Genomic DNA, 25,962 nt, shown 5'->3' on the forward strand with positions numbered 1-25,962 from the left:
CCCGGCTCCTGCCCAGGCCCCGCCCGGGCTCCTGCCCCGGCCGTCGCCCTTCGCAGTGGAGGGCGACGGCCGGGGTGCGCCCGGATGTGCGTGGGCAGGATGCGGGAGCGGCGCGGGAGCCGTGCGGGAACGGCGCGGGGAGGGGCGAAAGGGTTTCGGCGGCCCGTTTACTTCTGCGCAATCTATTGACGATCCCCACATGTGAGCGTTAACAATTGACCACGCCGCCAGCACGGAGGGGTCGACGGACCCTCGGATCCGCCGCGATCACCGCTGCGACGGCCCTCGTTTGCCGCCTGTCAGCTGTCCCGCTGGGATCGCCGCTTCCTCGGAGAGCCAATTGTGAGCGTTAACATTCCCACCCCCGTCACCGTGGGGATCGACTTCGGGACCCTCTCCGGCCGAGCCGTCGTCGTCTCCGTCGCGGACGGCACCCAGCTCGCCGACGCCGTCCACGAGTACCGGTACGGGGTGATCGACACCGTCCTGCCGGACGGCACGACCACCCTGCCGCCGGACTGGGCGCTGCAGCTGCCGCAGGACTGGCGGGACGTGCTGAGCAACGCCGTCCCCAGGGCGCTGGAGCTCGCCGGGGTCACCGCTGACCAGGTCGTCGGCATCGGGACCGACTTCACCGCCTGCACCGTGCTGCCGACCACCACCGACGGCACTCCGCTGTGCGAACTCCCCGGTCTGGCCGGACGTCCGCACGCCTACCCCAAGCTCTGGCGCCACCACGCCGCCCAGCCGCAGGCCGACCGGATCAACGCGCTCGCCGCAGAGCTGGGGGAGCCCTGGCTGGCCCGCTACGGCGGGAAGATCTCCAGCGAGTGGGAGTACGCCAAGGCGCTGCAGCTGCTGGAGGAGGACCCCGAGCTCTACGCCGCCGCCGACCGCTGGATCGAGGCCGCGGACTGGATCGTCTGGGAGCTCACCGGCGCCGAGAACCGCAACCTCTGCACCGCCGGCTACAAGGGCATCCACCAGCCCGACCTGCTGCCCGCCGAGGACGGCGCCCGACCCGGCGCGGACTACCTGGGCCGGCTGAACCCGGGCTTCACCGGCTTCACCGCCAAACTGGACCACCCGCTCGCCGCCCTCGGCGACGCAGCGGGAACACTGACCGCCCGGGCGGCGGCTCTGACCGGGCTCAATGAGGGGACCCCGGTCAGCGTGGGCAATGTCGACGCCCATGTCACCAACGCCGCCGCCCGGGCTCTCGACCCCGGGCACATGCTCGCCATCATGGGCACCAGCACCTGCCACATCCTCAACTCCGACGTCCTCGCCGAGGTCCCCGGCATGTGCGGGGTTGTGCGCGACGGCGTGGTCCCCGGGCTGTGGGGGTACGAGGCCGGGCAGAGCGGCGTCGGCGACATCTTCGCCTGGGCCGTCCGCACCGCGGCGCCCGAGTCCTACGCCGTCGAGGCCCGCGAGCGCGGGCTGAGCCTGCACGAGCTGCTCACCGAGAAGGCCGCAGCCCAACCGGTCGGCGCGCACGGCCTGGTGGCGCTGGACTGGCACAGCGGCAACCGCTCGGTGCTGGTGGACCACCACCTCTCCGGGCTGGTCCTGGGGCTCACCCTGGACACCCGCCCCGAGGAGATCTACCGGGCGCTGCTGGAGGCCACCGCCTTCGGCACCAGGGTCATCGTCGAGGCCTTCGAGGAGGCCGGGGTACCGGTGACCGAGTTCACCGTGGCTGGCGGGCTGCCCAAGAACCACTTCCTGATGCAGATCTACAGCGACGTGCTGCGCCGCCCGGTCAACGTCATCGGCTCCGAGCAGGGCGGGGCCCTGGGCTCGGCGATCCACGCCGCGGTCGCGGCCGGGGCGTACCCGGACATCCGCACCGCCTCGGCGGCCATGGGCCGGATCAACCTCGCCGTGCACACCCCGGACGAGGCGCGCGCCGACGCCTACGACCTGCTCTTCGCCGAGTACCGCGAACTGCACGACCACTTCGGCCGGGGCGGCAGCGACGCCCTGCACCGGCTGCGCGCCCTGCGCGACGCGGCACGCACCGCGGGCACCGTCCCGGCGGACCCCACCCTGGAGCTGGAGGAAGCCCGATGACCACCCCTCTCGACCGGCTGAAGGCGGAGGTCTGCGCCCTGCACGCGGAACTGCTGCGGTGGGGGCTGGTCGCCTGGACCAGCGGCAACGTCAGCGGCCGGCTCCCCGGCAGCGAGCTGATGGTGATCAAGCCGAGCGGGCTGTCCTACGACGAGCTCACGCCCGAGCAGATGATCGTCTGCGATCTGGACGGCAAGGTGGTCGAGGGCGAGCTGTCCCCCTCCAGCGACACCGCCGCCCACGCCTACGTCTACCGCAACCGGCCCGACGTCGGCGGTGTGGTGCACACCCACTCCCCGTACGCCACCGCCTGGTCGGCGGTGGGCGAGCCGATCCCGTGCGCCATCACCGCCATGGGAGACGAGTTCGGCGACGACATCCCGGTCGGCCCGTTCGCCCTGATCGGCGACGACTCCATCGGCCAGGGCATCGTCGCGACCCTGGACGGGCACCGCTCGCCCGCCGTGCTGATGCGCCAGCACGGGGTGTTCACCATCGGCAAGAACGCCAAGGCCGCCGTGAAGGCCGCGGTGATGTGCGAGGACGTGGCCCGCACCGTCCACCTGGCCCGGCAGCTGGGTCCGGTGAGCCGGCTGCCGCAGCAGGACATCGACCGGCTCTACGACCGCTACCAGAACGTCTACGGCCAGGCCCCGGCCGCCCCCGCCCAGGCCTCGGCCGCCCCCGCCCCGGCCCAGGCCCCCGTGACCGTCGGCTCCGAAGGAGAACCCGCATGACCGCCTCCTCCTCCCAGTTCCCCACCCGCCAGGTCTGGTACCTCACCGGCAGCCAGGGCCTGTACGGAGCGGAGACGCTGCGTCAGGTCGCGGACCAGTCCGGGCAGATAGCCGCGACCCTGGCCGCCGGGCTGCCGGTCGAGCTGGTGGTCAAGCCGGTGCTCACCGACGCCTCGGCGATCCACCGGGTGATGCTGGAGGCCAACGCCGACGACTCCTGCATCGGCGTGATCGCCTGGATGCACACCTTCTCCCCGGCCAAGATGTGGATCGCCGGACTGGACGCGCTGCGCAAGCCGCTGCTGCACCTGCACACCCAGTCCAACGTCCGGCTGCCGTGGGCCACCATCGACATGGACTTCATGAACCTGAACCAGGCCGCCCACGGCGACCGCGAGTTCGGCTACATCCAGTCCCGGCTCGGGGTCGCCCGCAAGACGGTGGCCGGCCATGTCAGCGACCCGGTGACGATCGCGCGGGTGGCGGGTTGGGTCCGCTCCGCCGTCGGCCGGGCCGAGCTGCGGACCCTCAAGCTGGCCCGCTTCGGCGACAACATGCGCGACGTCGCGGTCACCGAGGGCGACAAGGTCGAGGCGCAGCTGCGCTTCGGCGTCTCGGTCAACACTTACGGCGTCAACGACCTGGTCGAGGTGGTGGACGCGGCCTCCGACTCCGCCGTCTCCGAGCTGGTCAAGGAGTACGAGGACCGCTACCGGGTCGCCGCCGAGCTGCGCCAGGGCGGCGAGCGGCACGAGTCGCTGCGCTACGCCGCCCGGATCGAGCTCGGGCTGCGGAGCTTCCTCGGCGAGGGCGGCTTCGGCGCCTTCACCACCAACTTCGAGGACCTGGGCGGCCTGCGGCAGCTCCCCGGCCTGGCCGTGCAGCGGCTGATGGCCGACGGCTACGGCTTCGGCGGCGAGGGCGACTGGAAGACCTCCGCGCTGCTGCGCACCCTCAAGTCCATGACGGTGGGCCTGCCCGGCGGTACCTCGTTCATGGAGGACTACACCTACGACCTGACCCCTGGTCAGGAGCTGATCCTGGGCGCCCACATGCTGGAGGTGTGCCCCACCATCGCGGTGGACACCCCCAGCGTGGAGATCCACCCGCTGGGCATCGGCGGCCGGGAGGACCCGGTCCGGATGGTGTTCGACGCCGCACCGGGCCCGGCGATCGTGGTCGGCCTCGCCGACCTGGGCGACCGCTTCCGGCTGGTGGCCAACGAGATCGACACGGTCGCCCCGCCGGAGCCGCTGCCCGAGCTCCCGGTCGCCCGCGCGGTCTGGCGCCCCCGTCCCGACCTGCGGACCTCCACCGAGTCCTGGCTCACCGCCGGCGGCCCGCACCACACGGTCTACTCCAGCGCCGTGGGCGCGGAGGAGCTCGCCGACCTGGCCGAGATGACCGGAACCGAACTCGCCCTGGTCGACGCGGACACCACCACCCGCCGGCTGACCCGGGAACTGCGCTGGAACCAGGCCTACTACCGCCTGGCGCAGGGGTTCTGAGGCGCTGTCATACGGAGGCGCTGTCATGCAGGCCTCACCTACTTGTCCGGCGATGCACGTGCGTGGAGCGGAACCACTGCGGCATCGCCGGGCAGCAAGACCGGGTGCGGGGTTTTGACCGATCCGCTGGGCCCCGCACCCGCTGTACCTCCCGCGATCCCCGAAAGGCAGCCATGTCCAGCAAGGCGCGCATCGTCCTCGACCCCGCGTTCTCCGTCGGCACGGTGGACCCGCGCCTCTTCGGCTCCTTCGTCGAGCACCTGGGCCGCTGCGTCTACACCGGCATCTACGAGCCGGGCCATCCGACGGCGGACGGTGCGGGACTGCGCACCGATGTGCTGGAGCTGGTACGCGAGTTGGGCGTGACCGCGATCCGTTACCCCGGCGGCAACTTCGTCTCCGGGTTCAAGTGGGAGGACGGCGTCGGCCCAGCGGAGGACCGGCCCCGCCGGCTGGACCTGGCCTGGCGCTCCACCGAGACCAACCGGTTCGGGCTCTCCGAGTTCATGGACTTCCTCCGCAAAGTCGAGGGCACCTCGCCGATGCTCGCGGTCAACCTCGGCACCCGCGGCGTCCAGGAGGCCCTGGAGCTCCAGGAGTACGCCAACCACCCGTCCGGCACCGACCTTGCCGAGCGCAGGATCGGCCACGGCGACAAGGACCCCTTCGACGTCCGGCTGTGGTGCCTGGGCAACGAGATGGACGGCCCCTGGCAGATCGGTGCCAAGGACGCCGACGAGTACGGCCGGCTGGCCGCCCAGACCGCGCGCGCGATGCGCATGATCGACCCCGATCTGGAGCTGGTCGCCTGCGGCAGCTCGTCGCAGTCCATGCCCACCTTCGCCGCCTGGGAGGCCACCGTCCTCCAGCACACCTACGACGTCGTGGACTACATCTCCATGCACGCCTACTACGAGGAGCTGGAGGGCGACCGCGACTCCTTCCTGGCCTCGGCGGTCGACATGGAGTCCTTCATCGAGAACGTGGTGGCCACCTGCGACCACGTGGGCGCGAAGCTCAAGTCGTCCAAGAAGATCAACATCTCCTTCGACGAGTGGAACGTCTGGTACCTGACGAAGGCCCAGGCCGCCGAGCCGCTCAACTGGGAGGAGGCGCCGCGGCTGCTGGAGGACGTCTACTCGGTCACCGACGCCGTCGTCTTCGGCTCGCTGCTGATCGCCCTGCTCCGCCACGCCGACCGGGTCACCGTCGCCTGCCTGGCCCAACTGGTGAACGTGATCGCCCCGATCATGACCGAGCCCGGCGGCCCGGCCTGGCGGCAGACCACCTTCTACCCCTTCGCCCAGGCCTCGGCCCACGGTCGCGGCCGTGTGCTGACCGTCAACGTCGACAGCCCGACCTACCCCACCGCCAAGTACGGCGAGGTACCGCTGCTGCACGCCACCGCCACCATCGACGACGAGACCGGCGCGGTCACCGTCTTCGCCGTCAACCGCAGCCAGACCGAGGCGCTTCCGTTGACCGTCGACCTGCGCGGGCTGAACCTGATCCGGGTCGTCGAGCACTCGGTCCTGACCGATGCCGACCCGGACGCCCGCAACACCCTGGAGCAGCCGGAACGGGTCGTGCCGAGGGCGGTGGAGGGGACCGCCCTGGGCGGCTCGGCGGCGGACGGCGTACCGGGCACGACGCTGAACGCGGTGCTCCCGCCGCTGTCGTGGAACATGATCCGGCTGGCGTGAGGCAGTGCGGACGGACAGCTCTTCACGCCGCCGGCACGCAGCCGCAACCGCAGCCGCAGCCGTCGTGCAGTGCGGCGTGGGTGGTGTGGCGGGGTGCGTAGTGCGGCCGAGCCCCCGTCCTGAGGCCGTGTCCGACGTGCGTGTTCGCTCCCGCTGACTGTTCGTCGCCTCCGTGGGGCACGACGGTTGGTCCCGGGCTGGGGTGGCTCGCTGTCGCTCGCGGCCAACTGCGCGGAGGGGGGAGGGTGGTGGGGCGTGCGTTGCCGGGCGGCGGGTCGGTGCCCTTCCGGGCGGGGGTCTGGAGAAACGTTCCTGCGTGGCGTCTTCCGCTGAACTGGGGTCACTTTTGGTACACCGGGTCATTCTTGGTACGGGCATATGCGGGTTAATCGGGCATATCGGCAAGATCAAGTGACACCTTGTCCCGAAAGTGACCCCGGTTTGCCCGATCCCCCGGGGTCAGAGCGGCGCACGCGCCCCAGCCCAGCCCAGCCCCGCGCCGTCGCCGCACGCTCCGCGCCGGGCCCGGGCACCCCCCGCCCTTGTTGCCGGCGCGAAGCGCCTTCTTTCCGGGCGTGAGCCCGGGAGACGGCGGTCGACTCGCCCCACCACACGTTGCCGTTGCAGGCGTGGAGCGCGCCTCCCGGCGCTGTACTGCAACGAACGACGATTCATCACGTCTGGGTGGGCCAACGAGCCGCGCCGGCTCTGATCTCGCGGGTGTGGCCGGGGAAGTACTCCCTGAGGAACCATCGGCGGCTGTAGCCGGGGCGGATTCTTCGTCCCGTTCGCGAGTGCCTGGCTTCGGGGCGTTCTGCCATGGCGTGTTCGGCGGCGGGGATGGCCTGTTGGTGCCACGGCCACGGGTCGTCCGTTGTCTGTCGGGCCGCGAGCAGGACCACGGTGTGGTCGGGGGTGGGTGTGGTGGCGAAGACGATCCGGATCTCGCCGTTGGCCGTGCCTCCCGGATGCAGTTCGTAGAGGTTCTTGTCCCTTGGCGGAGCCGGAGCCGGTGGGGGCGGTGGAGGGGACAGTCGTGGGGCCAGGAACGGATCGTTGCGGACCTCTTGCTCCAGGGCCTTGGTCGTTGCCAACAGTCCGTCAATTTTCGCCTGCGCCGCCGCGAGTCTGGCGCCGGCGTCCGGGCCGGTCCGGGTTTCCGGATCGGTCTCGTCGTGGCCCGCAAGGACGGCGTTGAGTTCTGCCGTGACCACCTCGGTGTTGTACACCGCCTTGACGACCTCCTTGTAGGTCCGGAACCGGTCCACCTCCCGCTGGAGCCGATGGCTCAGTTCCGTGAGGCGCTCCATCTCCTGCGGTGGAGCGGCGCGGCCCGTGGAGAGGTTGGCGATGCCCCGACGGACCTGCTGCATCAGGTCGAGCTGGGTCTGGTAGGCGTGGTCGAGTACCAGGGCGGGGTCCGGCTCCAGGAGCACCGAGGTCAGCCTGACGACCAACGGCTCGCCGGGTAGCGTTCCGGCGGTGAGAAGGGCCGTCACCGCCTCTCCGACGAGGCGGGCGGCCGGCGGGTCGGCGGTGCCGAGCTCGCGTAGCCAGCTCCGAACCGCAGGTGCTATTTCAAGCCAGTACCTCACGATGCCCTCCCCGTGTCCGTCCGGGGTCACCATCGCGGTGCCCACCGGGACCGGACAACCGGACAAGCACACAATCGGACGTTACTCCGCGAGTACTTCGCCGACGATGCGTCTGGCCACCGCCATCAGGACCGGGTTGGTGTTCCAGTAGTACGGCATGATGATCAGCGCGATGGAGAGGGCCCAGCCGCGTCCCCGGCTCCAGGTGGCCTCGTCCGTGTCGACGGCGTCTCGGAAGGCGGTTCGGGACTCGCCGGAGAAGAGGGCCCAGGCCGGGAGCAGGTCGACGGCCGGGTCGCCGGTGCCCAGGGTGCCGAAGTCGATGACGGCGCTGAGGCGGCCCTGCTGGACCAGGAGGTTTCCGGGCAGCAGGTCCCCGTGGAGCCAGACGGGTGGTTTCTGCCAGGAGGGGGCCTGCAGCGACTCTTCCCATACCTGCCCGAGGGTCTTCAGGTCGTCCTCGGGCAGTCGGCCCCGCAGGGCGGTGAGGGCCTCGCGGGCGGGGGTGTCGCGTGGGGCGAGGGGTGTCCCTCGGCCGGCGGCGGGGCCGTCGGTGGGGTCGATGCGGCGTAGCGCGGTGATGAATTCGGCCAGGGCGACGGCCGCTGCGGTGGGGTCCGCGAAGGCCGAGTCGGTGAGGGTCTCTCCGTCGAGCCAGCGGCAGATCGACCAGGACCACGGATAGCCGGCGCCGGGTTCGCCCACCGCCACCGGCGTGGGGACGGCCAGGGGCAGGTGCGGGGCGAGCCGGGGCAGCCAGTGCGCCTCCTTCTCGGCCTGGCCGGCCGAGTGCGGGAGGCGGGGTAGCCGTACGGCGAGGTCCGGGCCCAGTCGGAACAGGGCGTTGTCGGTGCCGGCGGACGGGACCCGGGAGAGGGGCAGGTCGGACCACTGCGGGAACTGGGCCCTGATCAACCGTCCGACCAGTGCGGCGTCGATGTCCGCCTCGTCGGCGTGCATCTTCTGGACCGGCATGCGTGCCTTTCGGGGACGGGACGGGACGGGACGGGGCAGGGCGGGACAGTGGTGTCGCGTGGCCGTGCCGAGCACTCAAGCAGGCCAGCGGCCGGTGGTGCCACCGGTTTTCGCCGGATCGCCGTCCCGCCGCGCCCCGGCCGGCCGGCGCGCTCCCGGCTTGTTGTCGGCCGGCTGTCAGGTAGCCGAAACGTGACCTGCACAACCCGTTGACGCGTTGTCATGTGAGCGTTAACAATGCAGTGTCGGAAACGGCGGGGAAACAGATGCCGTACCTTGTCGAACAGTCCCGAATGCTCAGGAACGCCATATCGGCGCAGGTCGGAGTGAGGAATCCATGGGAGCAGCGAACACCGTCAACGGGCGTCAGCCGGTCATGGCCGACGTCGCGCGGCTGGCGGGTGTCTCGCACCAGACGGTCTCCCGGGTGCTCAACGACAATCCGCACGTCAAGGAGGAGACCAGGGAGCGGGTACTGCTCGCGATCCGGGAGCTGGACTACCGTCCGAACTCGGCCGCACGCACCCTGGTCACGCGCAGGTCGCAGACCCTGGGGGTGGTCAGTTTCGACACCACCCTCTACGGTCCGGCCTCGATGCTCTACGGGATCGAGCAGGCCGCCCGCAGCGCGGGCTACTTCGTCAGCATCGCGAGCCTGCGCTCGCTGGACGGGCGCTCGGTGCAGGAGGCCGTGGACCGGCTCAGGGACCAGGCGGTGGAGGGTGTGCTGGTGATCGCGCCGCAGACCTCGGCCGTCGGGGCGCTGGCGCAGGTCCGCAGTGCGGTCCCGGTGGTCGCCGTCGGTTCGGGCTCCCAGGCCAGGGTGCCCGGGGCGGCGGTCGACAACGAGGCCGGGGCCAGGGCGGCCACGCAGTACCTGCTCCATCTGGGGCACCGCACCGTGCACCATGTGGCGGGGCCCTCGAACTGGCTGGACGCCCAGGCCCGGCGCGCCGGCTGGCGTTCGGTGCTGGCGGACGCGGGTGCTCCGGTGCCCGAGGTCGTCAGCGGGGACTGGAGTGCCAGGTCCGGCTACGAGGCCGGGCTGCACCTTCTGGAGAACCCGGAGGTCACGGCCGTCTTCTGCGCCAACGACCACATGGCGCTCGGGGTGCTGCGGGCGCTGAACGAGGCCGGGCGCGGCATCCCGGGCGACATCAGCGTGGTGGGCTTCGACGACATCCCCGAGGCCTCCTACTTCACTCCGCCGCTCACCACCGTGCGCCAGGACTTCGGCGAGTTGGGCCGCCGCGGCCTGGAACTGCTGGTGGCGCAGGTCGAGGGTGAGGCCGGCACCAAGGAGAGGGTGCTGGTCGCCCCTGAGCTGGTGATTCGGGGGAGTACGGCGGCGGCACCACCCGCCCCCGCCGGTGGCTGAGGGCTGCTCGACAAGCTGAGGGTCCGAGCACCTGAGGGCCCGAGGGCCGCACGGAAGTACAGCTGCACAGAACCACGGAAGCACATCCGCACACGCTCGAATGTTCGTCGCACCTGCTCAATTGATAGCTGTCGTCTGCTCAATTGTTAGCGCAAACAATTCTGGCGGGGTGTTCGCTCCGCCGTGCCTGGAAACCGATCGAGAGGACCACCACCATGCCGTCCGCACTCAACTCCAGTAGCACGAGATCCAAGAAGCTCGCCGTCGTGGCCACCGCGCTGCTGCTCGCCCTCGGCGCCTCCGCCTGCAGCAAGACCGGTGCCGCGGGCAGTGGCAGCACCTCGGCCGCCGCATCCGCCGGCGGCAGCAGCTCCGCCCCGGCCGTCACCCTGTCGGGTGACATCTCGTTCAACGACGCCAACCTCACCAAGCTCGACGCCGCGATCAAGACCGCACTCGCGGGCAAGGACCTGTCCAAGCTGGACGAGGCCATGGTGGTCAACGTCGCGGTGGACTACTGGAACGCGGGCAAGGTCGGCTTCAACAAGGGCCTGTCCGACCTCGGCATCAAGGGCACCTTCCAGGCCCCGGCCAACGGCCGGCTGGACCAGCAGCTGTCCATCATCCAGACCCTGCGCGGCCAGGGCATCACCGGCTTCACCGTCTCCGCGATCGACCCGACCGCCATCAAGGCCCCGATCGCCTCCGCCAACTCGGCCGGCATCCCGGTGGTGGCCATCGACTCCCCGCTGCCCGCCGAGGACGGCTCCGCGCTCTACCTGGGCAGCCTCAACGAGGAGTTGGGCGAGAAGGCCGGCGAGGCGATGAAGCAGGTGCTCAACAACCAGGGCGAGGTGGTGATCCTCACCGGGTCGCTGACCGCCTCCAACTCGCTGGAGCGCATCGCCGGGTTCAAGAAGGCCCTGGAAGGCTCCAACATCAAGATCACGCAGACCCTGAACGACGGCACGGACGCCTCCAAGGCCCTGTCCAACGCCTCCACCTCGTTCCAGACCGACCCCAACGTCAAGGGCCTGTACGGGGTCTACTCCTACGACGGACCCGCTGCCGGGCAGGCCGTGCAGTCGGCCGGCAAGACCGGTGCGATCAAGGTCATCTCCTCCGACAGCGACGCGCAGACGCTCAAGTTCATCCAGAGCGGCGTCATCCAGGCCACCGTGCTGCAGCAGCCCTACCAGCAGGGCTACACCGGCGCCTTCCTGCTGGCGGCGTTCAAGGTGCTCGGCAAGGACGCCACCCTGGCGCTGGTCAAGCCCTACCTGGAGAGCGACGGGACCACCCTGAGCACCGGCGCGGGCGTGGTGACCCAGTCCAACATCGCCGACTACCAGGCCATGCTGACCAAGCTCGGCATAGGCTGAGGTCGACGAGATGGCAGCCGTGCAAGCACGGACCGAGGGGGACACGGCGGCTCGGGTCGCCGTGTCCCTTCGGGGAGTGAGCAAGAGCTACGGGCCGGTCAAGGTGCTGGACATCCCGGAGCTGGAACTGACCAGCGGTCAGATCGTGGGCGTGGTCGGCGAGAACGGCGCCGGCAAGTCCACGCTGATGGGGGTGCTGTCCGGCACCGTGGCCGCGAGCACCGGCAGTATCGTGATCGACGGGCAGGAGCTGCACAGCGGTCGCCCGGACCACGCGCAGAGCCTCGGTGTCAGCCTGGTGGCCCAGGAGTTCCCCCTGGTGGGGAAGTTGAGCGTGGCCGAGAACCTGCTGCTGGGCCGGCGCCCGGCGAGCAGCGAGGGCCGCCGCTTCGGCAGCTGGCGCTACGACCGGGCCGGCACCAGGGCCGAGGCCCGGGCGCTGCTGGCGGACGTCGGGGTCGAGGGGGTGGACGTCGACCGCCCGGTCGAGCGGCTGCCCGTCCCGGTCCGGCAGATGATCGAGATCGCCAAGGCCTGGGGCCACCACCCGCTGGTGCTGATCCTGGACGAGCCGACCTCCTCGCTGGGGCCGGTGGAGGCGGACAAGGTGCTCGCGCTGGCCCGGCGGCACGCCGAGGCGGGCGGAGCGGTGCTGTTCATCGGGCACCGGCTGGACGAGGTGCGGGCGCTGGCCGACCGGGTGATCGTGCTGCGCGGCGGCCGGCTGGTCGCCGACCTGACGCCGGAGCAGGCCTCCGAGGAGCGGCTGATCCGGGAGATGGTCGGCAGCGAGCTGGCCAAGGCCGACGTCAGCCCGCCGCCCTCGGTCGAGCGCGAGGTGGTGCTGCGCACCGAGGGGCTGACCGCCGACGGGCTGGGCCCGGTCGACCTGGAGGTGCGGGCCGGGGAGATCCTCGGCGTGGCCGGGCTGATGGGGTCGGGCCGCAGCCGGCTGCTGCACACCGTGATGGGCGCCCAGCCCAGGACCGGTGGCACCGTCGAGTTCCAGGGCCGGGCGTTCCACCCGCGCCATCCGGCCGACTCGGTGGCGGCCGGGATCGGCCTGGTGCCGGAGGACCGCAAGGAGCAGTCCCTGGTGCTGGGCGCCTCGGTGCGCTGGAACATCACCCTGGCCACGCTGCGCCGGATCAGCCGCCGCGGGGTGCTCACCCCGCGCGCCGACCGCGAGCACGCGGGCCGGCTGGTGCAGGAGCTGGGCGTGCGGCTGCACTCGGCCGAGCAGCCGGTCGGCGACCTGTCCGGCGGCAACCAGCAGAAGGTGGTCTTCGGCCGCTGGCTGGCCGCCGAACCGCGGCTGCTGCTGCTGGACGAGCCGACCCGCGGCGTGGACGTGGGTGCCAAGGCGGAGATCTACGGCCTGATCGACGAGGCCGCCAAGGAGGGTCTGGCGGTGGTCGCGGCCTCCTCCGAGCTGGAGGAGCTGCTGTGGATCTGCCACCGGATCGTGGTGATGGCGCACGGCCGGGTGGTCGCCGACATCCCCAGGGAGCGGTTCAGCAAGGAACTGATCATGACGGCCGCAGCGGGGACGCAGAGCGCGCCGTCCCCGGACCCGCAGGCCGCGGCGAAAGAGGCGATGGCATGAGCAGCAGTACGGACACCGCGCCCGCCCCGGCGGCGGCCGCCCCGCCGAAGCCCGGCGCCGGCCTGCTCCGGCGGCTGGTGGAGACGCCCGAGGTGGGCGTGGTCGTGGCCTGCGTGGTGGTGTTCACCGCGCTGGCGATCGACAAGTCGACCTTCGCCAGCGCGGTCAACCTGCAGGGCATGGGCTTCGACCTGGCCCAGTACGGACTGATCGCGATCGGCGAGTCGCTGGTGATCCTGACCGGCGGCATCGACCTGTCGGTGGGAGCGCTCCTGGGCACCAGCGTCATCCTGGCCTCCTGGTTCAACGTCAGGGCCGGGCTGCCGGCCGGGGTGGCGATCCTGTTCACGCTGGCGATCTGCGGCACGGTGGGCCTGATCCACGGGCTGGCGGTGACCCGGCTGAAGATGCCGCCGTTCGTGACCACCCTGGTGACCTACACCGTCGCCCAGGGCGTGACCCTGGCCATCACCTCCGGCACCTCGATCCCCGGCATCTCCGGCTTCTTCAGCGACCTGGGCCAGAGCTACCTGGCGCAGATCCCGGTGCCGCTGGTGCTGTTCGTCATCGTCGCGGTGGCGGCCTGGTTCTTCCTGGAGCGCACCTACCAGGGCCGCCAGGTGTACGCGGTCGGCGGCAACGCCGAGGCGGCCCGGCTGGCCGGCATCCGCGGCGACCGGCGGGTGGTGTCCATGTACGTCACCAGCTCGCTGCTCTCCGGGCTCGGCGGCATGCTGGTGCTGGGCCGGATGGGCGTGGGCTCCGCCAGCGGGGTCGGCGTGGGCTGGGAGCTCTCGGCCATCGCCGCCGCGGTCATCGGCGGGGTGAGCCTGATGGGCGGTCAGGGCCGGATCATGGGCATCGTCGCCGGCGCGGTGCTGCTGGAGCTGATCAACAACGGGCTGACCACGCTGCAGATCAACTCCAACTACACCCAGATCGTGCTGGGCGCGGTGCTGGGCATCGCCATCACCGCGGACCGGCTGCGGGCCCGGAGGCTGGCCAAGCGGCGCTGAGCAGCAGCACAACCAACAAGCAGTGGGTAACAACTGACCGACCGACAGCAGAGAGCTGACGCGGGTCGGTGACCGGGAGGCCGGTCGCCGACCCGCGCGAGCCCTCGGCTCGGCATGCCCTGGCCGCCCCCGGCTCGACTCGTCACACACATCGTCACAGCACCGTACGGATCGGGATCCATCGTCAGCTGAGAGGTGTCATGTTCATATCAAGAATGAGACGGGGGCGCGGTCGCGCCGTCGCTCTCGCCGCCACCACGGCCCTGCTCCTCGGCGGCCTCACCACCGCGATGGGCAGCGGCACGGCGGGAGCGGCCACCACCGCGCCCAGTCTCGCCGCCCATCTGGCACTGGACGAGGGCAGTGGCACCACCGCCGCCGACTCCTCCGGCAACGGCCACACCGGCACCCTCGGCAGCGGCGTCATTTGGAGCGCCGGCCAGGTCGGTGCCCACGCGGTCAGCCTCAACGGCACCACCAACGGGAACATCGACATCCCCACCCCGGTCGTCGACACCTCCCAGAGCTTCACCGTCTCCGCCTGGGTCAAGCTGAACAACACCTCCGGCTACCAGACCGCGGTCAGCATCGACGGCACCAACGTCAGCGGCTTCTACCTGCAACTACGGGGCGACACCGGCGACTTCGCGTTCACCCGGCTCTCCTCCGACAGCACCAGCGCCACCACCTCGGCGATCGCCACCGACGGCACCGCCCCCAGCACCGGTACCTGGTACCACCTGGTCGGCGTCGACGACGAGAGCGCCGGCAAGCTGCACCTCTACGTCGACGGCGCGGCGCAGACCGACGCCGCCTACACCGGCGGCGGCTGGAAGGCCGCCGGGCACACCCTGATCGGGCGCGGCCTGTTCGGTGGCAGTCCGGTGGACTTCGTCAACGGCTCGGTCGACGACGTCCAGTTCTACCAGGGCGCACTGACGGCGGATCAGGTCGCCGCGATCAACACCTCGGCGCACTGGAACCTGGACGAGGGCAGCGGCAGCAGCGCCGCGGACTCCTCCGGCAACGGCCACACCGCCACCCTCGGCAGCGGCGCCGGCTGGGCCACCCCGGGCCGGGCCGGCGCGCACGCGCTGACCCTGGACGGCACCGCCAACGGCAACGCCACCGCGAGCGGCGCGGTGGTGGACACCCGGCAGTCCTTCTCGGTCTCCGCCTGGGTCAAGCCCACCGCCGTCAGCGGCTTCCAGACCGCGGTCAGCATCGACGGCGCCAACGTCAGCGGCTTCTATCTGCAACTGCGCGGGGACACCGGGAAGTTCGCCTTCACCAGGCTGGCCTCCGACGCGGACTCGGCAGCCGTCGCCACCGTCCCGGCCACCGCCGCGCCCACCGCGGGCCAGTGGTACCACCTGGTCGGGGTGGACGACGTGGCGGCGGGCAAGCTCTCGTTCTACGTCAACGGCGTGCTCCAGGGCAGCACCGCCTACACCGGGAACTGGCAGGCCACCGGTGACACCGTGATCGGCCGCGGCCGCTACAACGGTGCGCCGGCCGACTTCTTCGGCGGCGGCGTGGACGACGTCCAGGTCTTCGACCACGCGCTGACCGCCGACGAGGTGCAGACCGTGGTCGGCACCGCGGGCGGCACCCTCAGTGTGGACGCGGCCAACCCGGCCCACGCCCTGCCCTCCACCTTCTTCGGGGTGATGACCGAGGACATCAACCACTCCGGCGAGGGCGGCCTGTACGCCGAGCTGATCCAGAACCGCTCGATGATGGCCAGCAGCACCAGCCCGGTCGACTGGTCCGCGGTCGGCGACTCGACCATCGCGCTGGACACCGGCAACCCGCTCAACAGCGCGCTGACCCAGTCGCTCAAGGTCTCGCTGACCACCGCCACCAGGGACAGCCGGGCCGGGGTCGCCAACTCGGGCTTCTGGGGCATCCCGGTGGCTCCCGGCCGCAGCTACACGGTCTCCTTCTTCGCCAAGGCCAGCGCCGGCTTCAAGGGCCCGCTCACGGTCGACGTCGAGGGCGCCGACGGCACCGTGTACGCCAAGGGCAGGGTGAACGGGGTCGGCACCGGCTGGAAGCAGTTCACCACTACCATCAGGACCGGCGACGACGCACCGTCCACCGCGGCCGCCCGCTTCGTGCTCTCCGCGCAGACCGGCAGCGGTGCGACCCTGTGGCTGGACAACGTCTCGCTCTTCCCGCCGACCTACGGCAACGTCAAGAACGGGCTGCGCACCGATCTGATGACCAAGATCGCCGGGCTGGAGCCCTCGTTCATCCGCGAGCCGGGCGGCAACTACCTGGAGGGCAACACCCTCGCCACCCGCTTCGACTGGAAGAACACCATCGGCCCGGTCTGGACCCGGCCCGGGCACCAGGACGACGCCTGGGGCTACTGGTCCACCGACGGCATGGGCCTGCTGGAGTACCTGGAGTGGGCCGAGAGCCTCGGCGCCCAGCCGCTGCTCGCCGTCTACGCCGGCTACAACCTCAACGGCAGCCATGTGGACGTGAGCCAGCTCGGCCCGTACGTCCAGGACGCCCTGGACGAGATCCAGTACGCCACCGGCTCCACCAAGACGGTCTGGGGCGCCAAGCGCGCCGCCGACGGCCACCCCAAGCCCTTCGACATCGGCTACGTCGAGGTCGGCAACGAGGACTGGTTCGACGGCTCCGGCAGCTACGACGGCGACAACGGCCGCTTCGCGCAGTTCTACGACGCCATCAAGAAGGCCTACCCGTCCATCAAGATCATCGCCACCACCCCGGTCAAGTCCCGCACCCCGGACGTGGTGGACGAGCACTACTACGAGACCCCGGCCTGGATGAACAGCCACGCCAACCTGTACGACTCCACCTCCCGCAGCGGCCCGAAGATCATGGTGGGGGAGTGGGCCTCGCAGGAGGGCAAGCCGACCCCGGACCTCAACGCCGCGCTCGGCGACGCCTCCTGGCTCACCGGCCTGGAGCGCAACTCCGACATCGTCACCCAGGAGGCCTACGCGCCGCTGCTCGCCAATGTCAACAGCGTGCAGTGGAACACCAACCTGATCGGCTTCGACGCGCTGACCAGCTACGGCTCGCCCAGCTACTACGCGCAGTCGATGCTGGCCCAGCACCACGGCGACCAGGTGCTCAGCGCAACCTACGCCGGGATCGGCGGCCTGAACACCGTGGTCACCAAGGACTCCAGAACCGGCCGGATCTACATCGCGGTGGTCAACCCGGGCGGGACCGCCCAGCCGGTCACCGTCGACCTGGCCGGCGCCGGTACGGTCGCGGAGACCGGCAGCCAGACGGTGCTCAGCTCGGCCCACCCGACGGACACCAACACCATCAGCGACCCGGCCCACGTCGTCCCGGTCACCAGCCCGGTCCACGGGCTCGGGGCGACCTTCACCAAGACCTTCGCCGCCTACTCGCTGACCATTCTGACGGTGAATTAGGTCAATCATCCAAGACGATGAATGCGATCGTCTGACAAGCACGCGCATTCCACCCTTCCGGGGGTGGGATGCGCGTGCTTTCGGGTGGTTCCGAGGGACCGTCACCCATGGCGGGCCGTGGCGCGGTACCGTTTCCTCAGCATTCCGATGAGCGCTCAACTTCTCGATGGAACGACCGAATCGGGCCGATTCTGGCCACGACGAGTGAGCCCCTGTCCGATTTGTTGAGATAATTGACTGAGTAGTGTTTACGGAACGTCACTTCGGGTAGCCATCTCCAACGTGACGTGTTGACATCGTGTCGACATCTGGAGTTCTCGGACGTGGCAACGAGGCCGCTGGGGAAGGCGCCCCTCGCACCACACTGGAGGTCCCGGTGACGACTCGTGGAGTTCTCTATCTGCACTCCGCGCCGCGTGCGCTCTGCCCGCATGTCGAGTGGGCCGCAGCCGGCGTGCTCGGCGTGCGCGTCAGTCTCGACTGGATCCGCCAGCCGGTCGCTCCCGGTACCTGGCGTGCCGAGTTCTCCTGGCAGGGCGAGCCCGACACCGCCTCCCGGCTTGCCTCCGCGCTGCGCGGCTGGCAGCTGCTGCGGTTCGAGGTGACCGCGGAGCCCTCGGCCGGTCTGGAGGGCGAACGCTACTGCAGCACGCCCGATCTGGGCATCTTCCACGCGGTCACCGGCGTGCACGGGGACATCCTGATCCCCGAGGACCGGCTGCGCTCCGCCCTGCTGCGGGCCAGGATGGGCGAGGGGGACCTGGAGTCCGAGATCTCCCGGCTGCTCGGCAAGCCCTGGGACGACGAGTTGGAGCCGTTCCGGCACGCCGGCGAGGGCGCTCCGGTGCGCTGGCTGCACCAGGTGGTCTGAACCCCTTCCCGCTGCCGCCGAAGGGCTCTTGCGGGCTACGCGAGACGCCCTTCCGGAGCCCCTCCTGGACCCCCTTCCGGAGTGCCCCCGCCAGCGCGTTCGGTGGTGCCGGGAAATTTTGCGGAGGGGGCGCATCCGTATTCTTCTGCGCCGGGCGCTGACACCGTGATCCAACTCATGGTCGCGGACCGGTCGGATGGGCGTCATGTCCGGGTATATCCCTGTCACGGAACCTCGAAGCGACCCCCTCGGGAGTCAGGCGCACCGCCCCTGACCCGCAGTTGTCCGATTATAGACGTGCTCCGTACTCATGGCGGACCGTCAGATGTCACCTGCGTAAATCCCTTGTTGCATCCACTCGGCGTGGTGGCAGGTCTGGAATCTGTTCCCGCTAACCCCTTGCGCCGCAATTCTTGACCCGTGTACACATCACAGGGGCATTCCGAACGGGCGTTCACGCGGGTCGCTCGGTACCCCCAGTCCTGACGGACCCTCACTCCTGGAGTCGTCATTACCGATAACCAGTCCTCACGCGGACGGCGTACTCGCATAGCCACCGCAGCGTTCGCCTCCATGGCTCTGGCCGGAGGCACGCTCGCGCTCGCCGCGCCCTCCCAGGCAGCATCGGTCACCCCCTCTGCCAAGGTCCTCACCGGCAGCCACCCCTCCTGGGCCACGGCCAAGGCGGACCAGGGAGCCGTGTCCGCGGAAACCGTCACCGCCGCGACCGTGTACCTCGCCGGGCAGGACCCGGCCGGGCTCGCCGCTTACGCGAAGGCGGTCTCGACGCCCGGCAACGCCGCCTATGGGAAGTTCCTGACCGCGGCCCAGGCCAAGGCCAAGTACCTGGCCACCCCGGCCCAGATCCAGGCCGTCAAGAGCTGGCTGACCAGCGCGGGCCTCACGGTCACCAGCGCCACCGACCACGCGGTCAGCGTGAGCGGCAAGACCTCGGCGATCCAGAAGGCCTTCGGCACCCAGCTGCACCAGTACAAGGTGGACGGCAAGAAGGTCAACGCGCCGACCAAGGACGCGGTCGTGCCGGCCTCGGTCTCCGCCCTGATCAGCGGGGTCGTCGGGCTCTCCGGCAGCACGCCCACGGTCCAGCCGCAGTCGGTCTCGGTGAAGAACACCATCGCGTCCGGCGCCAAGTCGAGCGACGGCCTGGCGACGACGGCGACCTGCTCCGACTACTGGGGCCAGAAGGCCGCCACCGGCGGACCGCTCGGCTACACCAAGAAGACCACCTACGACGAGTGCTCCTTCCAGCCCTCGCAGCTGCGCCAGGCCTACGGCATCACCGCCTCCGGCCTGACCGGCAAGGGTGCCACCGTGGCCATCGTGGACGCCTACGGCTCCTCCACCATGCTGGCGGACGCCAACCAGTTCTCCACCAACCACGGTGACAAGGCCTTCAAGTCCGGCCAGTACTCCGAGGTGGTCACCCCCGACCAGTGGAACAGCGAGGACCTCTGCGGCGGTCCCGACGGCTGGGCGGGCGAGGAGGCCCTGGACGTCGAGATGGTGCACGGGCTCGCGCCCGACGCCAACGTCGTCTACGTGGGTGCCAACTCCTGCCAGGACAGCGACCTGTCGGCCGCACTGGCCAACATCGTCGACAACCGTCTGGCGGACGTCGTCTCCAACTCCTGGGACGGCCTGATGCACAGCACGTCGGGCGACGAGTCCGCCGCGCAGATCGCCGCCTACGAGCAGATCTTCGAGCAGGGCGCGACCGAGGGCATGGGCTTCGACTTCAGCTCGGGTGACTGCGGCGACAACTCGCCCGCCGCGGCGGCGACCGGTGTCAACTGCGACTCGACCACCACCCGCGCCCAGGCCGCCTACCCCGCCTCGGACCCGTGGGCCACCGACGTCGGCGGCACGGCGCTGGCGGTGTCCAGCAAGAAGGGCACCTACGGCTTCGAGACCGACATGGGCACCCTGCGCTCGGTGCTCTCGACGGACGGCACGGCCTGGTCGCCGCTGCCCGGCGCCTTCTACTTCGGCGGCGGTGGCGGCACCAGCGAGGACTTCGCCCAGCCGTGGTACCAGAGCTGGACCGTCCCGAACTCGCTGTCGCACACCCTGATGACGGGTGCCAAGAGCAAGACCGCGCAGCGGGTCACCCCGGACGTCGCCATGAACGGTGACCTGTACACCTCGGTGCTGGTCGGCATGTCCGACGGCGCCCCGTACAGCGAGGGCGGCTACGGCGGCACCAGCGTCTCGGCGCCGGAGTTCTCCGCGGTCCAGGCCGACGCCATCCAGGCCCAGCACGGCCGTCCGATCGGCTTCGCCAACCCGGAGATCTACCTGAAGGCCGGCAGCAGGGCCTTCACCGACGTCATCAACAAGACGACGAAGCCGGGCCAGGAGCCGCTGAACGCGATCTACGACGCCGGCATCATCAGCGGATCGCTGCGGGTCCGTCTGGTCGCCTTCGGCCGTGACTACGGTCTGGCCGCCACCAAGGGCTACGACGACGCCACCGGCGTCGGCTCGCCCACCGAGGCCTACCTGAACTCGTTCCGCTACGGCTGGTAGAACCTCACATCTCAGCGGTACCCCAGGAACCGGGGCCGGGCGGAACGTTTCGCCCGGCCCCGGTTCCGCCGTTCGCGCCGACGCCGGCCTGGAGCCTGCGACGGGCGAGCCTGCGGCGGACCACCAGGAACAGCACCAGGCCGGCGGCCAGCAGCAGCACTCCCGCGCCCAGGAACGGCCAGGGGCTCCACTCGTCGGTGCAGCTGCTGCCCTCCGGAGTGCCGGTGCACACCGTGCCGGGGCCGCCCCGGTTGAGGTAGGCGATCCACAGCAGCGGCAGCGCCGGCCCGGAGAGCGCCCCGGGCAGTCCCACCGGCGAGCCCCGGCGGGACGCCAGCCATGCGGTCGCCCCTGCGGTCAGCGCCAGGACGAACACCCCGATGCTCAGCAGCGTCGCCAGCGCCAGCGCGTAGCCGCCGCCGATCAGCGCCCAGGCGCCGAACCAGAGCCAGGAACGGTCGGGCATCACCCTGCTCAGCTGCGCTCCCACCCTGCTCACCTGCGCTTCCGCTTGAAGATGTCCAGCAGGGAAGCGATCTTCCCGGCTCGGTCGAACAGGGCCAGCGCGGGCTCGCGTTCGCCCTCCAGGTTGGCCAGCAGCTCCAGCCCCAGGTACATCGCCACGATGCCGTGGGCCAGTTCGTCGGGCGGCAGCAGCCGCGCGGCGGGGGAGCCGGCCAGGGCGTCCCGCACCGTGGTGGCCGCGAACTCGCGCCAGGGCCGGATCCGGGCGGCGACCTCGGGTCGCAGCTCGGGGTTGAACTGCGCCGCGGCGATCATCTCCACCAGGACGGTGACGTGCCCCTGGTCCAGGTCCTCGTCGAAGACCGACCTGGCCGCCCGCACCAGCCCGGACAGGCCCTCGGCCTGCGTCACCATGGCCCGGTAGCGGGCGTCCCGCGCCTCGCTGACGGCGTCCAGGGCGGCCAGCTGCAGCCTGGCCACGGAGCCGAAGTGATAGAAGATCAGCGCCTGGTTGCAGCCCGCCCGTTGGGCGATCTCGCGGGCACTGGCCCCGGCGAAGCCGTTCTCGCGCAGGGCCGCCGTGGCGGCTGCCACCAGCGCCGCCCTGGTCTCCTCGGACTTCCCCAACTCCGGCCTCCGGCGGCGCTGTTCTTTTGAGCAGTCGCTCAAATTGAGCGACTGCTCAAAGAGTAGGGACCGGTGCGGCGGGGTGACAAGATGTCAGTTCGATCGGCACCGCTGTGATCCGTATCACTGGAACCCGGGGTCAAGCCCGACACCGTGCTCGGCATCTCCGCCGTGCTCTCACGCTCCGTGGTGGACCAGGTAGGCCAGACCGGCTGATCGGACGTCAGAACCGGGCAGCGCCCGGCACAGCCGCCCACGTGGGGGCGTTGTGCCGGGCGCTGCCCGGTTCCGGTTGCTGCCGACGGGTCAGTCGGTGGTGCGGAAGGCCAGGACCACGTTGTGGCCGCCGAAGCCGAAGGAGTTGTTGAGGGCGGCGATCCGGCCCTCAGGGAGCTTGCGGGCCTCGCCGGTGACGATGTCGGCGTCGACCTCCGGGTCCAGGTCGTCCACGTTGAGGGTGGGCGGGGCCTGGCGGTGGTGCAGGGCCAGCACGGTGGCGACGGTCTCGATGCCGCCGGCGCCGCCGAGCAGGTGGCCGGTCATCGACTTGGTCGCGGAGATGGCGATGTGGTCGACGTGGTCGCCGAGCTCCTTGCGCAGCGCCTTGATCTCGGCGACGTCGCCCTGCGGGGTCGAGGTGGCGTGCGCGTTGAGGTGCACCACCTCGGCCTTGTCCAGGTCGGTCGACTCGAACAGGTGGGTCAGCGCGCGGGCGATGCCGGCGCCGGTGGGCTCGGGCTGCGCGATGTGATGGGCGTCCGAGGACAGGCCCTGGCCCACGGCCTCGCAGTACACCTTGGCGCCGCGCGCGGCGGCGTGCGCGGCGGACTCCAGCACGATCACGCCGGCGCCCTCGCCCAGGACGAAGCCGTCACGGGCCTTGTCGTAGGGGCGCGAGGCGGCCTGCGGGTGCTCGTTGTTCTTGGACATCGCCATCATGTTGGAGAAGGCGACGATGGGCAGCGGGTGGATGGCCGCCTCGGTGCCGCCGGCGACCACCACGTCGGCGCGGCCGGTGCGGATCATCTCGATGGCGTAGCCGATGGCCTCGGCGCCGGAGGCGCAGGCGCTGACCGGGGTGTGCACGCCGGCCCGCGCGCCGATCTCCAGACCGACGTTGGCCGCCGGGCTGTTGGGCATCAGCATCGGCACGGTGTGCGGGGAGACGCTGCGGACGCCCTTCTCCTTCAGCACGTCGTACTGGTCGAGCAGGGTGGTCACGCCGCCGATGCCGGAGGCGACGACCGCGCCGAGGCGGTCCGGGTCCACGGTGGAGCCGGGGGCGGTGGCCGCGGTCTCGAAGCCGGCGTCGGCCCAGGCCTCGCGGGCCGCGATCAGCGCGAACTGCGCCGAGCGGTCCAGCCGGCGGGTCTGGTGCTTGGGGATGACGTCACCGGGCTCCACCGCCGTGCGGGCGGCGATGCGCACCGGGATGTCGGTGGCCCATTCCTCTTCCAGGAGCCGTACCCCGGAACGCCCGTTGACCAGGCCCTCCCAGGTGGAGGCGGCGTCGCCGCCGAGCGGCGTGAAAGCGCCGATCCCTGTGACGACCACGGTGCGGCTGTCGTTGGTCACTGCAAATCTCCCACGTGTACGTCTGCTGGATTGGGCTGAGGAGGGGGCGGGGCGCCCCCGGCCCGGTAGCGGGCCGGGGGACGACCCGGGTCGAGCCGCTGAGGCTCAGCTGCTGCGAGTCAGCTGTTGGCGAGGATGAAGTCCACGGCGTCGCCGACGGTCTTCAGGTTCTTGACCTCGTCGTCCGGGATCTTCACGCCGAAGCGCTCCTCGGCGGCGACGACGACCTCGACCATGGACAGCGAGTCGACGTCCAGGTCGTCGGTGAACGACTTGTCCAGCTCGACGTCCTCGGCCGGGATCCCGGCGATCTCGTTGACGATCTCCGCGAGACCGGAAAGGACCTCGTCCTTGGTGGCCATGTCGGCACTCCTTCGTGTTGTGCACTGTCCGTGCCCGCCGGAATGCGGAGCACGGTCGTCATTGTGGATTCGTGACTTACGGCAGGGTAACCACAGCGGCCGCGTAGACCAGACCCGCCCCGAACCCGATGATCAGGGCGAGGTCGCCGCTCTTGGCCTCGCCGCTCTGCAGCATGCGCTCCATCGCCAGCGGGATGGAGGCGGCCGAGGTGTTGCCGGTCTCCGCGATGTCGCGGGCGACCGGAACGCTCTCGGGCAGCTTCAGCGTCTTGATCATGGCATCGATGATGCGCATGTTGGCCTGGTGCGGGATGAACGCGCCGAGCTGGTCGGCGGTGATCCCGGCGGCGTCCAGGGCGCGCTGGGCGGCCTTGGCCATCTCGTAGACGGCCCAGCGGAAGACCGCCTGGCCCTCCATGCGCAGGGCCGGCCACTTCACCTCGTCGCCGGTGCCGTTGACGGCGTCCGGCTTGGCGAAGGCGGTGTCCCAGGCCTGCGTCTGGCTGATGACCTCCTTCTGCGCCCCGTCGGAGCCCCAGATCACCTTGCCGATGCCGGGGGTCTCGGACGGGCCGACCACGACCGCGCCGGCGCCGTCGCCGAAGATGAAAGCCGTCGAACGGTCCGTCACATCGGTGAGGTCGGACAGCCGCTCCACGCCGATGACCACGACGTACTCGGCGCTGCCGCTGCGGACCATGCCGTCGGCCAGGCTCAGGCCGTAGCCGAAGCCGGCGCAGGCGGCGGAGATGTCGAAGGCCGGGGCGGTGCCGCAGCCGAGCCGCTGGGCGATCTCGGTGGCGATGGCGGGGGTCTGCTTGAGGTGCGAGACGGTGGCGACGATCACGCCGCCGATCTGCTCGGGGGCGATCCCGGACTGGGCGATGGCCTTGGCCGCGGCCTGCACCGACATCTCGGCGACGGTCTCGTCCGGGCCGGCCCAGCGGCGCTCGGTGATCCCGCTGCGGGTGCGGATCCACTCGTCCGAGGAGTCGATCCAGTTCAGCACCTCGGAGTTGGGGATCACCCGGACCGGGCGGTAGCCGCCGACGCCCAGGATGCGTGCGAACGCGGCCCCGGTGCTGGGGGTGATGGCAGGAGTGGCAGTCATGAAGCGGTCCCCTCGGGTGCGGCGTGCTCAGCGATCAACTCGCGGGCCTTGTCGAGGTCGTCCGGAGTCTTCAGAGCGAGGGTAGCCACCCCCTTCAGGTTGCGCTTAACCAGGTTGGTCAGCGTCCCAGCAGGTGGGACCTCGATCACACAGGTCGCGCCCAACCGCTCCAGCGCCTCCATGCACAGGTCCCAGCGGACCGGGTTGGCGACCTGCGAGACCAGCCTGCTCAGCACCTCGGCGCCGCCGTCCACGGTCTTGCCGTCGGCGTTGGAGACATAGGCGGTCTGCGGGTCCTGCACGGTCAGGCCCGGTGCGAGCCGCGCCAGCCGCTCCACCCCGGCGGCCATGTGCTCGGTGTGGAAGGCGCCGGCGACCGAGAGGGCGATGATCCGGGCCTTGGCCGGCGGGTCGGCCTTGAAGGCCTCCAACTGCTCGACCGTGCCGGCGGCGACGATCTGGCCGCCGCCGTTGTTGTTCGCGGCGGTCAGGCCGTGCTCGGCGATCTTGGCGGCCACCTCGTCGGGCTCCCCGCCCAGCACCGCGCACATCCCGGTCGCGGTCTGCGCGGCGGCCCCGGCCATGGCCAGTCCGCGCTGCCGGACGAAGGCGACGGCCTGCTCGGGCGACAGCACCCCGGCGAACGCGGCGGCGGTGATCTCACCGACGCTGTGCCCGGCGACCGCGCCCAGCCGGGCCGACGGCGTCTCGGAGCCGGGGAACAGCACGGAACCCGCGGCCATCCCGGCGGCGACCAGCAGCGGCTGGGCGACGGCGGTGTCCTTGATCGTCTCCGCGTCGGCCTCGGTGCCGTACTGCACCAGGTCGAGCCCGGCCACGGCGGACCACCAGTGCAGCCTGTCGGCCACACCGTCGACCTCGAGCCAAGGGGCGAGGAATCCTGGCGTCTGGGCGCCCTGTCCGGGAGAAACGATTACGAGCACAGAACCAACCTTCTCTCGCCGGACGTACCGGACGCGGGTGGGGACGGCGACCAATAACC

At 70.8% G+C, this 25,962-nt stretch carries 19 protein-coding genes; 11 read left to right on the forward strand and 8 right to left on the reverse strand.

Going from position 1 to position 25,962, the window contains the following annotated elements; translation table 11 throughout:
- Positions 1 to 342 precede the first annotated feature (342 nt).
- The 4 genes from araB (at position 343) to arfA (ending at position 6,024) form a co-directional block, all read left to right on the forward strand.
- Positions 343 to 2,076 carry a ribulokinase gene (gene araB, locus IF29_RS0106855; RefSeq protein ID WP_037594439.1) on the forward strand — a complete coding sequence of 578 codons (1,734 nt, stop codon included), beginning with the start codon at positions 343 to 345 and terminating at the stop codon, positions 2,074 to 2,076.
- The gene (locus tag IF29_RS0106860) at positions 2,073 to 2,813 is read left to right on the forward strand and encodes an L-ribulose-5-phosphate 4-epimerase (RefSeq protein ID WP_084713662.1); all 741 of its coding nucleotides are present in this window, start codon (positions 2,073 to 2,075) and stop codon (positions 2,811 to 2,813) included. The genes araB and IF29_RS0106860 overlap by 4 nt, the downstream gene beginning before the upstream one ends.
- The gene (gene araA / locus IF29_RS0106865) at positions 2,810 to 4,321 is read left to right on the forward strand and encodes an L-arabinose isomerase (RefSeq protein ID WP_030251020.1); all 1,512 of its coding nucleotides are present in this window, start codon (positions 2,810 to 2,812) and stop codon (positions 4,319 to 4,321) included. The genes IF29_RS0106860 and araA overlap by 4 nt, the downstream gene beginning before the upstream one ends.
- 173 nt (positions 4,322 to 4,494) lie before the next feature.
- Complete coding sequence (arfA, locus tag IF29_RS0106870; protein WP_030251022.1) at positions 4,495 to 6,024, forward strand: arabinosylfuranosidase ArfA; 1,530 nt, start codon at positions 4,495 to 4,497, stop codon at positions 6,022 to 6,024.
- A 674-nt stretch (positions 6,025 to 6,698) separates the two neighbouring features.
- Here arfA and IF29_RS0106875 read toward each other — a convergent pair.
- Both IF29_RS0106875 and IF29_RS0106880 read right to left on the reverse strand, forming a co-directional pair.
- Entirely contained in the window at positions 6,699 to 7,523 is an 825-nt protein-coding gene (locus IF29_RS0106875) for a hypothetical protein (RefSeq protein ID WP_157623630.1), read from the reverse strand.
- A gap of 177 nt (positions 7,524 to 7,700) precedes the next feature.
- Positions 7,701 to 8,594 carry an aminoglycoside phosphotransferase family protein gene (locus IF29_RS0106880; RefSeq protein WP_030251028.1) on the reverse strand — a complete coding sequence of 298 codons (894 nt, stop codon included), beginning with the start codon at positions 8,592 to 8,594 and terminating at the stop codon, positions 7,701 to 7,703.
- A 337-nt stretch (positions 8,595 to 8,931) separates the two neighbouring features.
- Between IF29_RS0106880 and IF29_RS0106885 the strand changes: the two genes are divergently transcribed.
- The 7 genes from IF29_RS0106885 (at position 8,932) to IF29_RS0106915 (ending at position 20,819) form a co-directional block, all read left to right on the forward strand.
- Positions 8,932 to 9,972 (forward strand): LacI family DNA-binding transcriptional regulator, encoded by a 1,041-nt coding sequence (locus IF29_RS0106885; protein ID WP_051724968.1) that lies wholly within the window; start codon positions 8,932 to 8,934, stop codon positions 9,970 to 9,972.
- A 215-nt stretch (positions 9,973 to 10,187) separates the two neighbouring features.
- Positions 10,188 to 11,354, forward strand: coding sequence for a substrate-binding domain-containing protein (locus IF29_RS0106890; RefSeq protein ID WP_030251034.1), 1,167 nt, complete (start codon positions 10,188 to 10,190; stop codon positions 11,352 to 11,354).
- A gap of 10 nt (positions 11,355 to 11,364) precedes the next feature.
- Positions 11,365 to 12,960 (forward strand): sugar ABC transporter ATP-binding protein, encoded by a 1,596-nt coding sequence (locus IF29_RS0106895; protein ID WP_051724969.1) that lies wholly within the window; start codon positions 11,365 to 11,367, stop codon positions 12,958 to 12,960.
- On the forward strand, positions 12,957 to 13,976 hold the full coding sequence (locus IF29_RS0106900; RefSeq protein WP_030251040.1) for an ABC transporter permease: 1,020 nt from the start codon (positions 12,957 to 12,959) through the stop codon (positions 13,974 to 13,976). Before IF29_RS0106895 ends, IF29_RS0106900 begins: the two co-directional genes overlap by 4 nt.
- Before the next feature lie 215 nt (positions 13,977 to 14,191).
- Positions 14,192 to 17,401 carry a LamG-like jellyroll fold domain-containing protein gene (locus tag IF29_RS44350; protein ID WP_030251042.1) on the forward strand — a complete coding sequence of 1,070 codons (3,210 nt, stop codon included), beginning with the start codon at positions 14,192 to 14,194 and terminating at the stop codon, positions 17,399 to 17,401.
- A 376-nt stretch (positions 17,402 to 17,777) separates the two neighbouring features.
- Positions 17,778 to 18,272 carry a DUF3145 domain-containing protein gene (locus IF29_RS0106910; RefSeq protein WP_030251045.1) on the forward strand — a complete coding sequence of 165 codons (495 nt, stop codon included), beginning with the start codon at positions 17,778 to 17,780 and terminating at the stop codon, positions 18,270 to 18,272.
- A gap of 573 nt (positions 18,273 to 18,845) precedes the next feature.
- Entirely contained in the window at positions 18,846 to 20,819 is a 1,974-nt protein-coding gene (locus IF29_RS0106915) for a S53 family peptidase (protein ID WP_037594444.1), read from the forward strand.
- Positions 20,820 to 20,823: 4 nt separating this feature from the next.
- On the opposite strand, the gene IF29_RS0106920 is transcribed toward IF29_RS0106915, so the two are convergent.
- From IF29_RS0106920 to IF29_RS0106945, 6 genes are all read right to left on the reverse strand, one after another.
- Positions 20,824 to 21,318: a hypothetical protein gene (locus tag IF29_RS0106920; protein ID WP_063757443.1), complete on the reverse strand. Its 495-nt coding sequence runs from the start codon at positions 21,316 to 21,318 to the stop codon at positions 20,824 to 20,826.
- Complete coding sequence (locus IF29_RS0106925; RefSeq protein ID WP_030251054.1) at positions 21,315 to 21,911, reverse strand: TetR/AcrR family transcriptional regulator; 597 nt, start codon at positions 21,909 to 21,911, stop codon at positions 21,315 to 21,317. Before IF29_RS0106925 ends, IF29_RS0106920 begins: the two co-directional genes overlap by 4 nt.
- 306 nt (positions 21,912 to 22,217) lie before the next feature.
- Complete coding sequence (locus IF29_RS0106930; RefSeq protein WP_030251057.1) at positions 22,218 to 23,486, reverse strand: beta-ketoacyl-[acyl-carrier-protein] synthase family protein; 1,269 nt, start codon at positions 23,484 to 23,486, stop codon at positions 22,218 to 22,220.
- A 119-nt stretch (positions 23,487 to 23,605) separates the two neighbouring features.
- Positions 23,606 to 23,848, reverse strand: a complete 243-nt coding sequence (locus tag IF29_RS0106935) for an acyl carrier protein (protein ID WP_030251060.1) — start codon at positions 23,846 to 23,848, stop codon at positions 23,606 to 23,608.
- 76 nt (positions 23,849 to 23,924) lie between these two features.
- Positions 23,925 to 24,959, reverse strand: a complete 1,035-nt coding sequence (locus IF29_RS0106940; protein WP_030251063.1) for a beta-ketoacyl-ACP synthase III — start codon at positions 24,957 to 24,959, stop codon at positions 23,925 to 23,927.
- Positions 24,956 to 25,903, reverse strand: coding sequence for an ACP S-malonyltransferase (locus IF29_RS0106945; RefSeq protein ID WP_030251067.1), 948 nt, complete (start codon positions 25,901 to 25,903; stop codon positions 24,956 to 24,958). The genes IF29_RS0106940 and IF29_RS0106945 overlap by 4 nt, the downstream gene beginning before the upstream one ends.
- Between the last annotated feature and the right edge of the window lie 59 nt (positions 25,904 to 25,962).

Origin of the sequence: Streptacidiphilus jeojiense, from assembly GCF_000719095.1 — a bacterium.
Classification (GTDB): domain Bacteria; phylum Actinomycetota; class Actinomycetes; order Streptomycetales; family Streptomycetaceae; genus Streptacidiphilus; species Streptacidiphilus jeojiensis.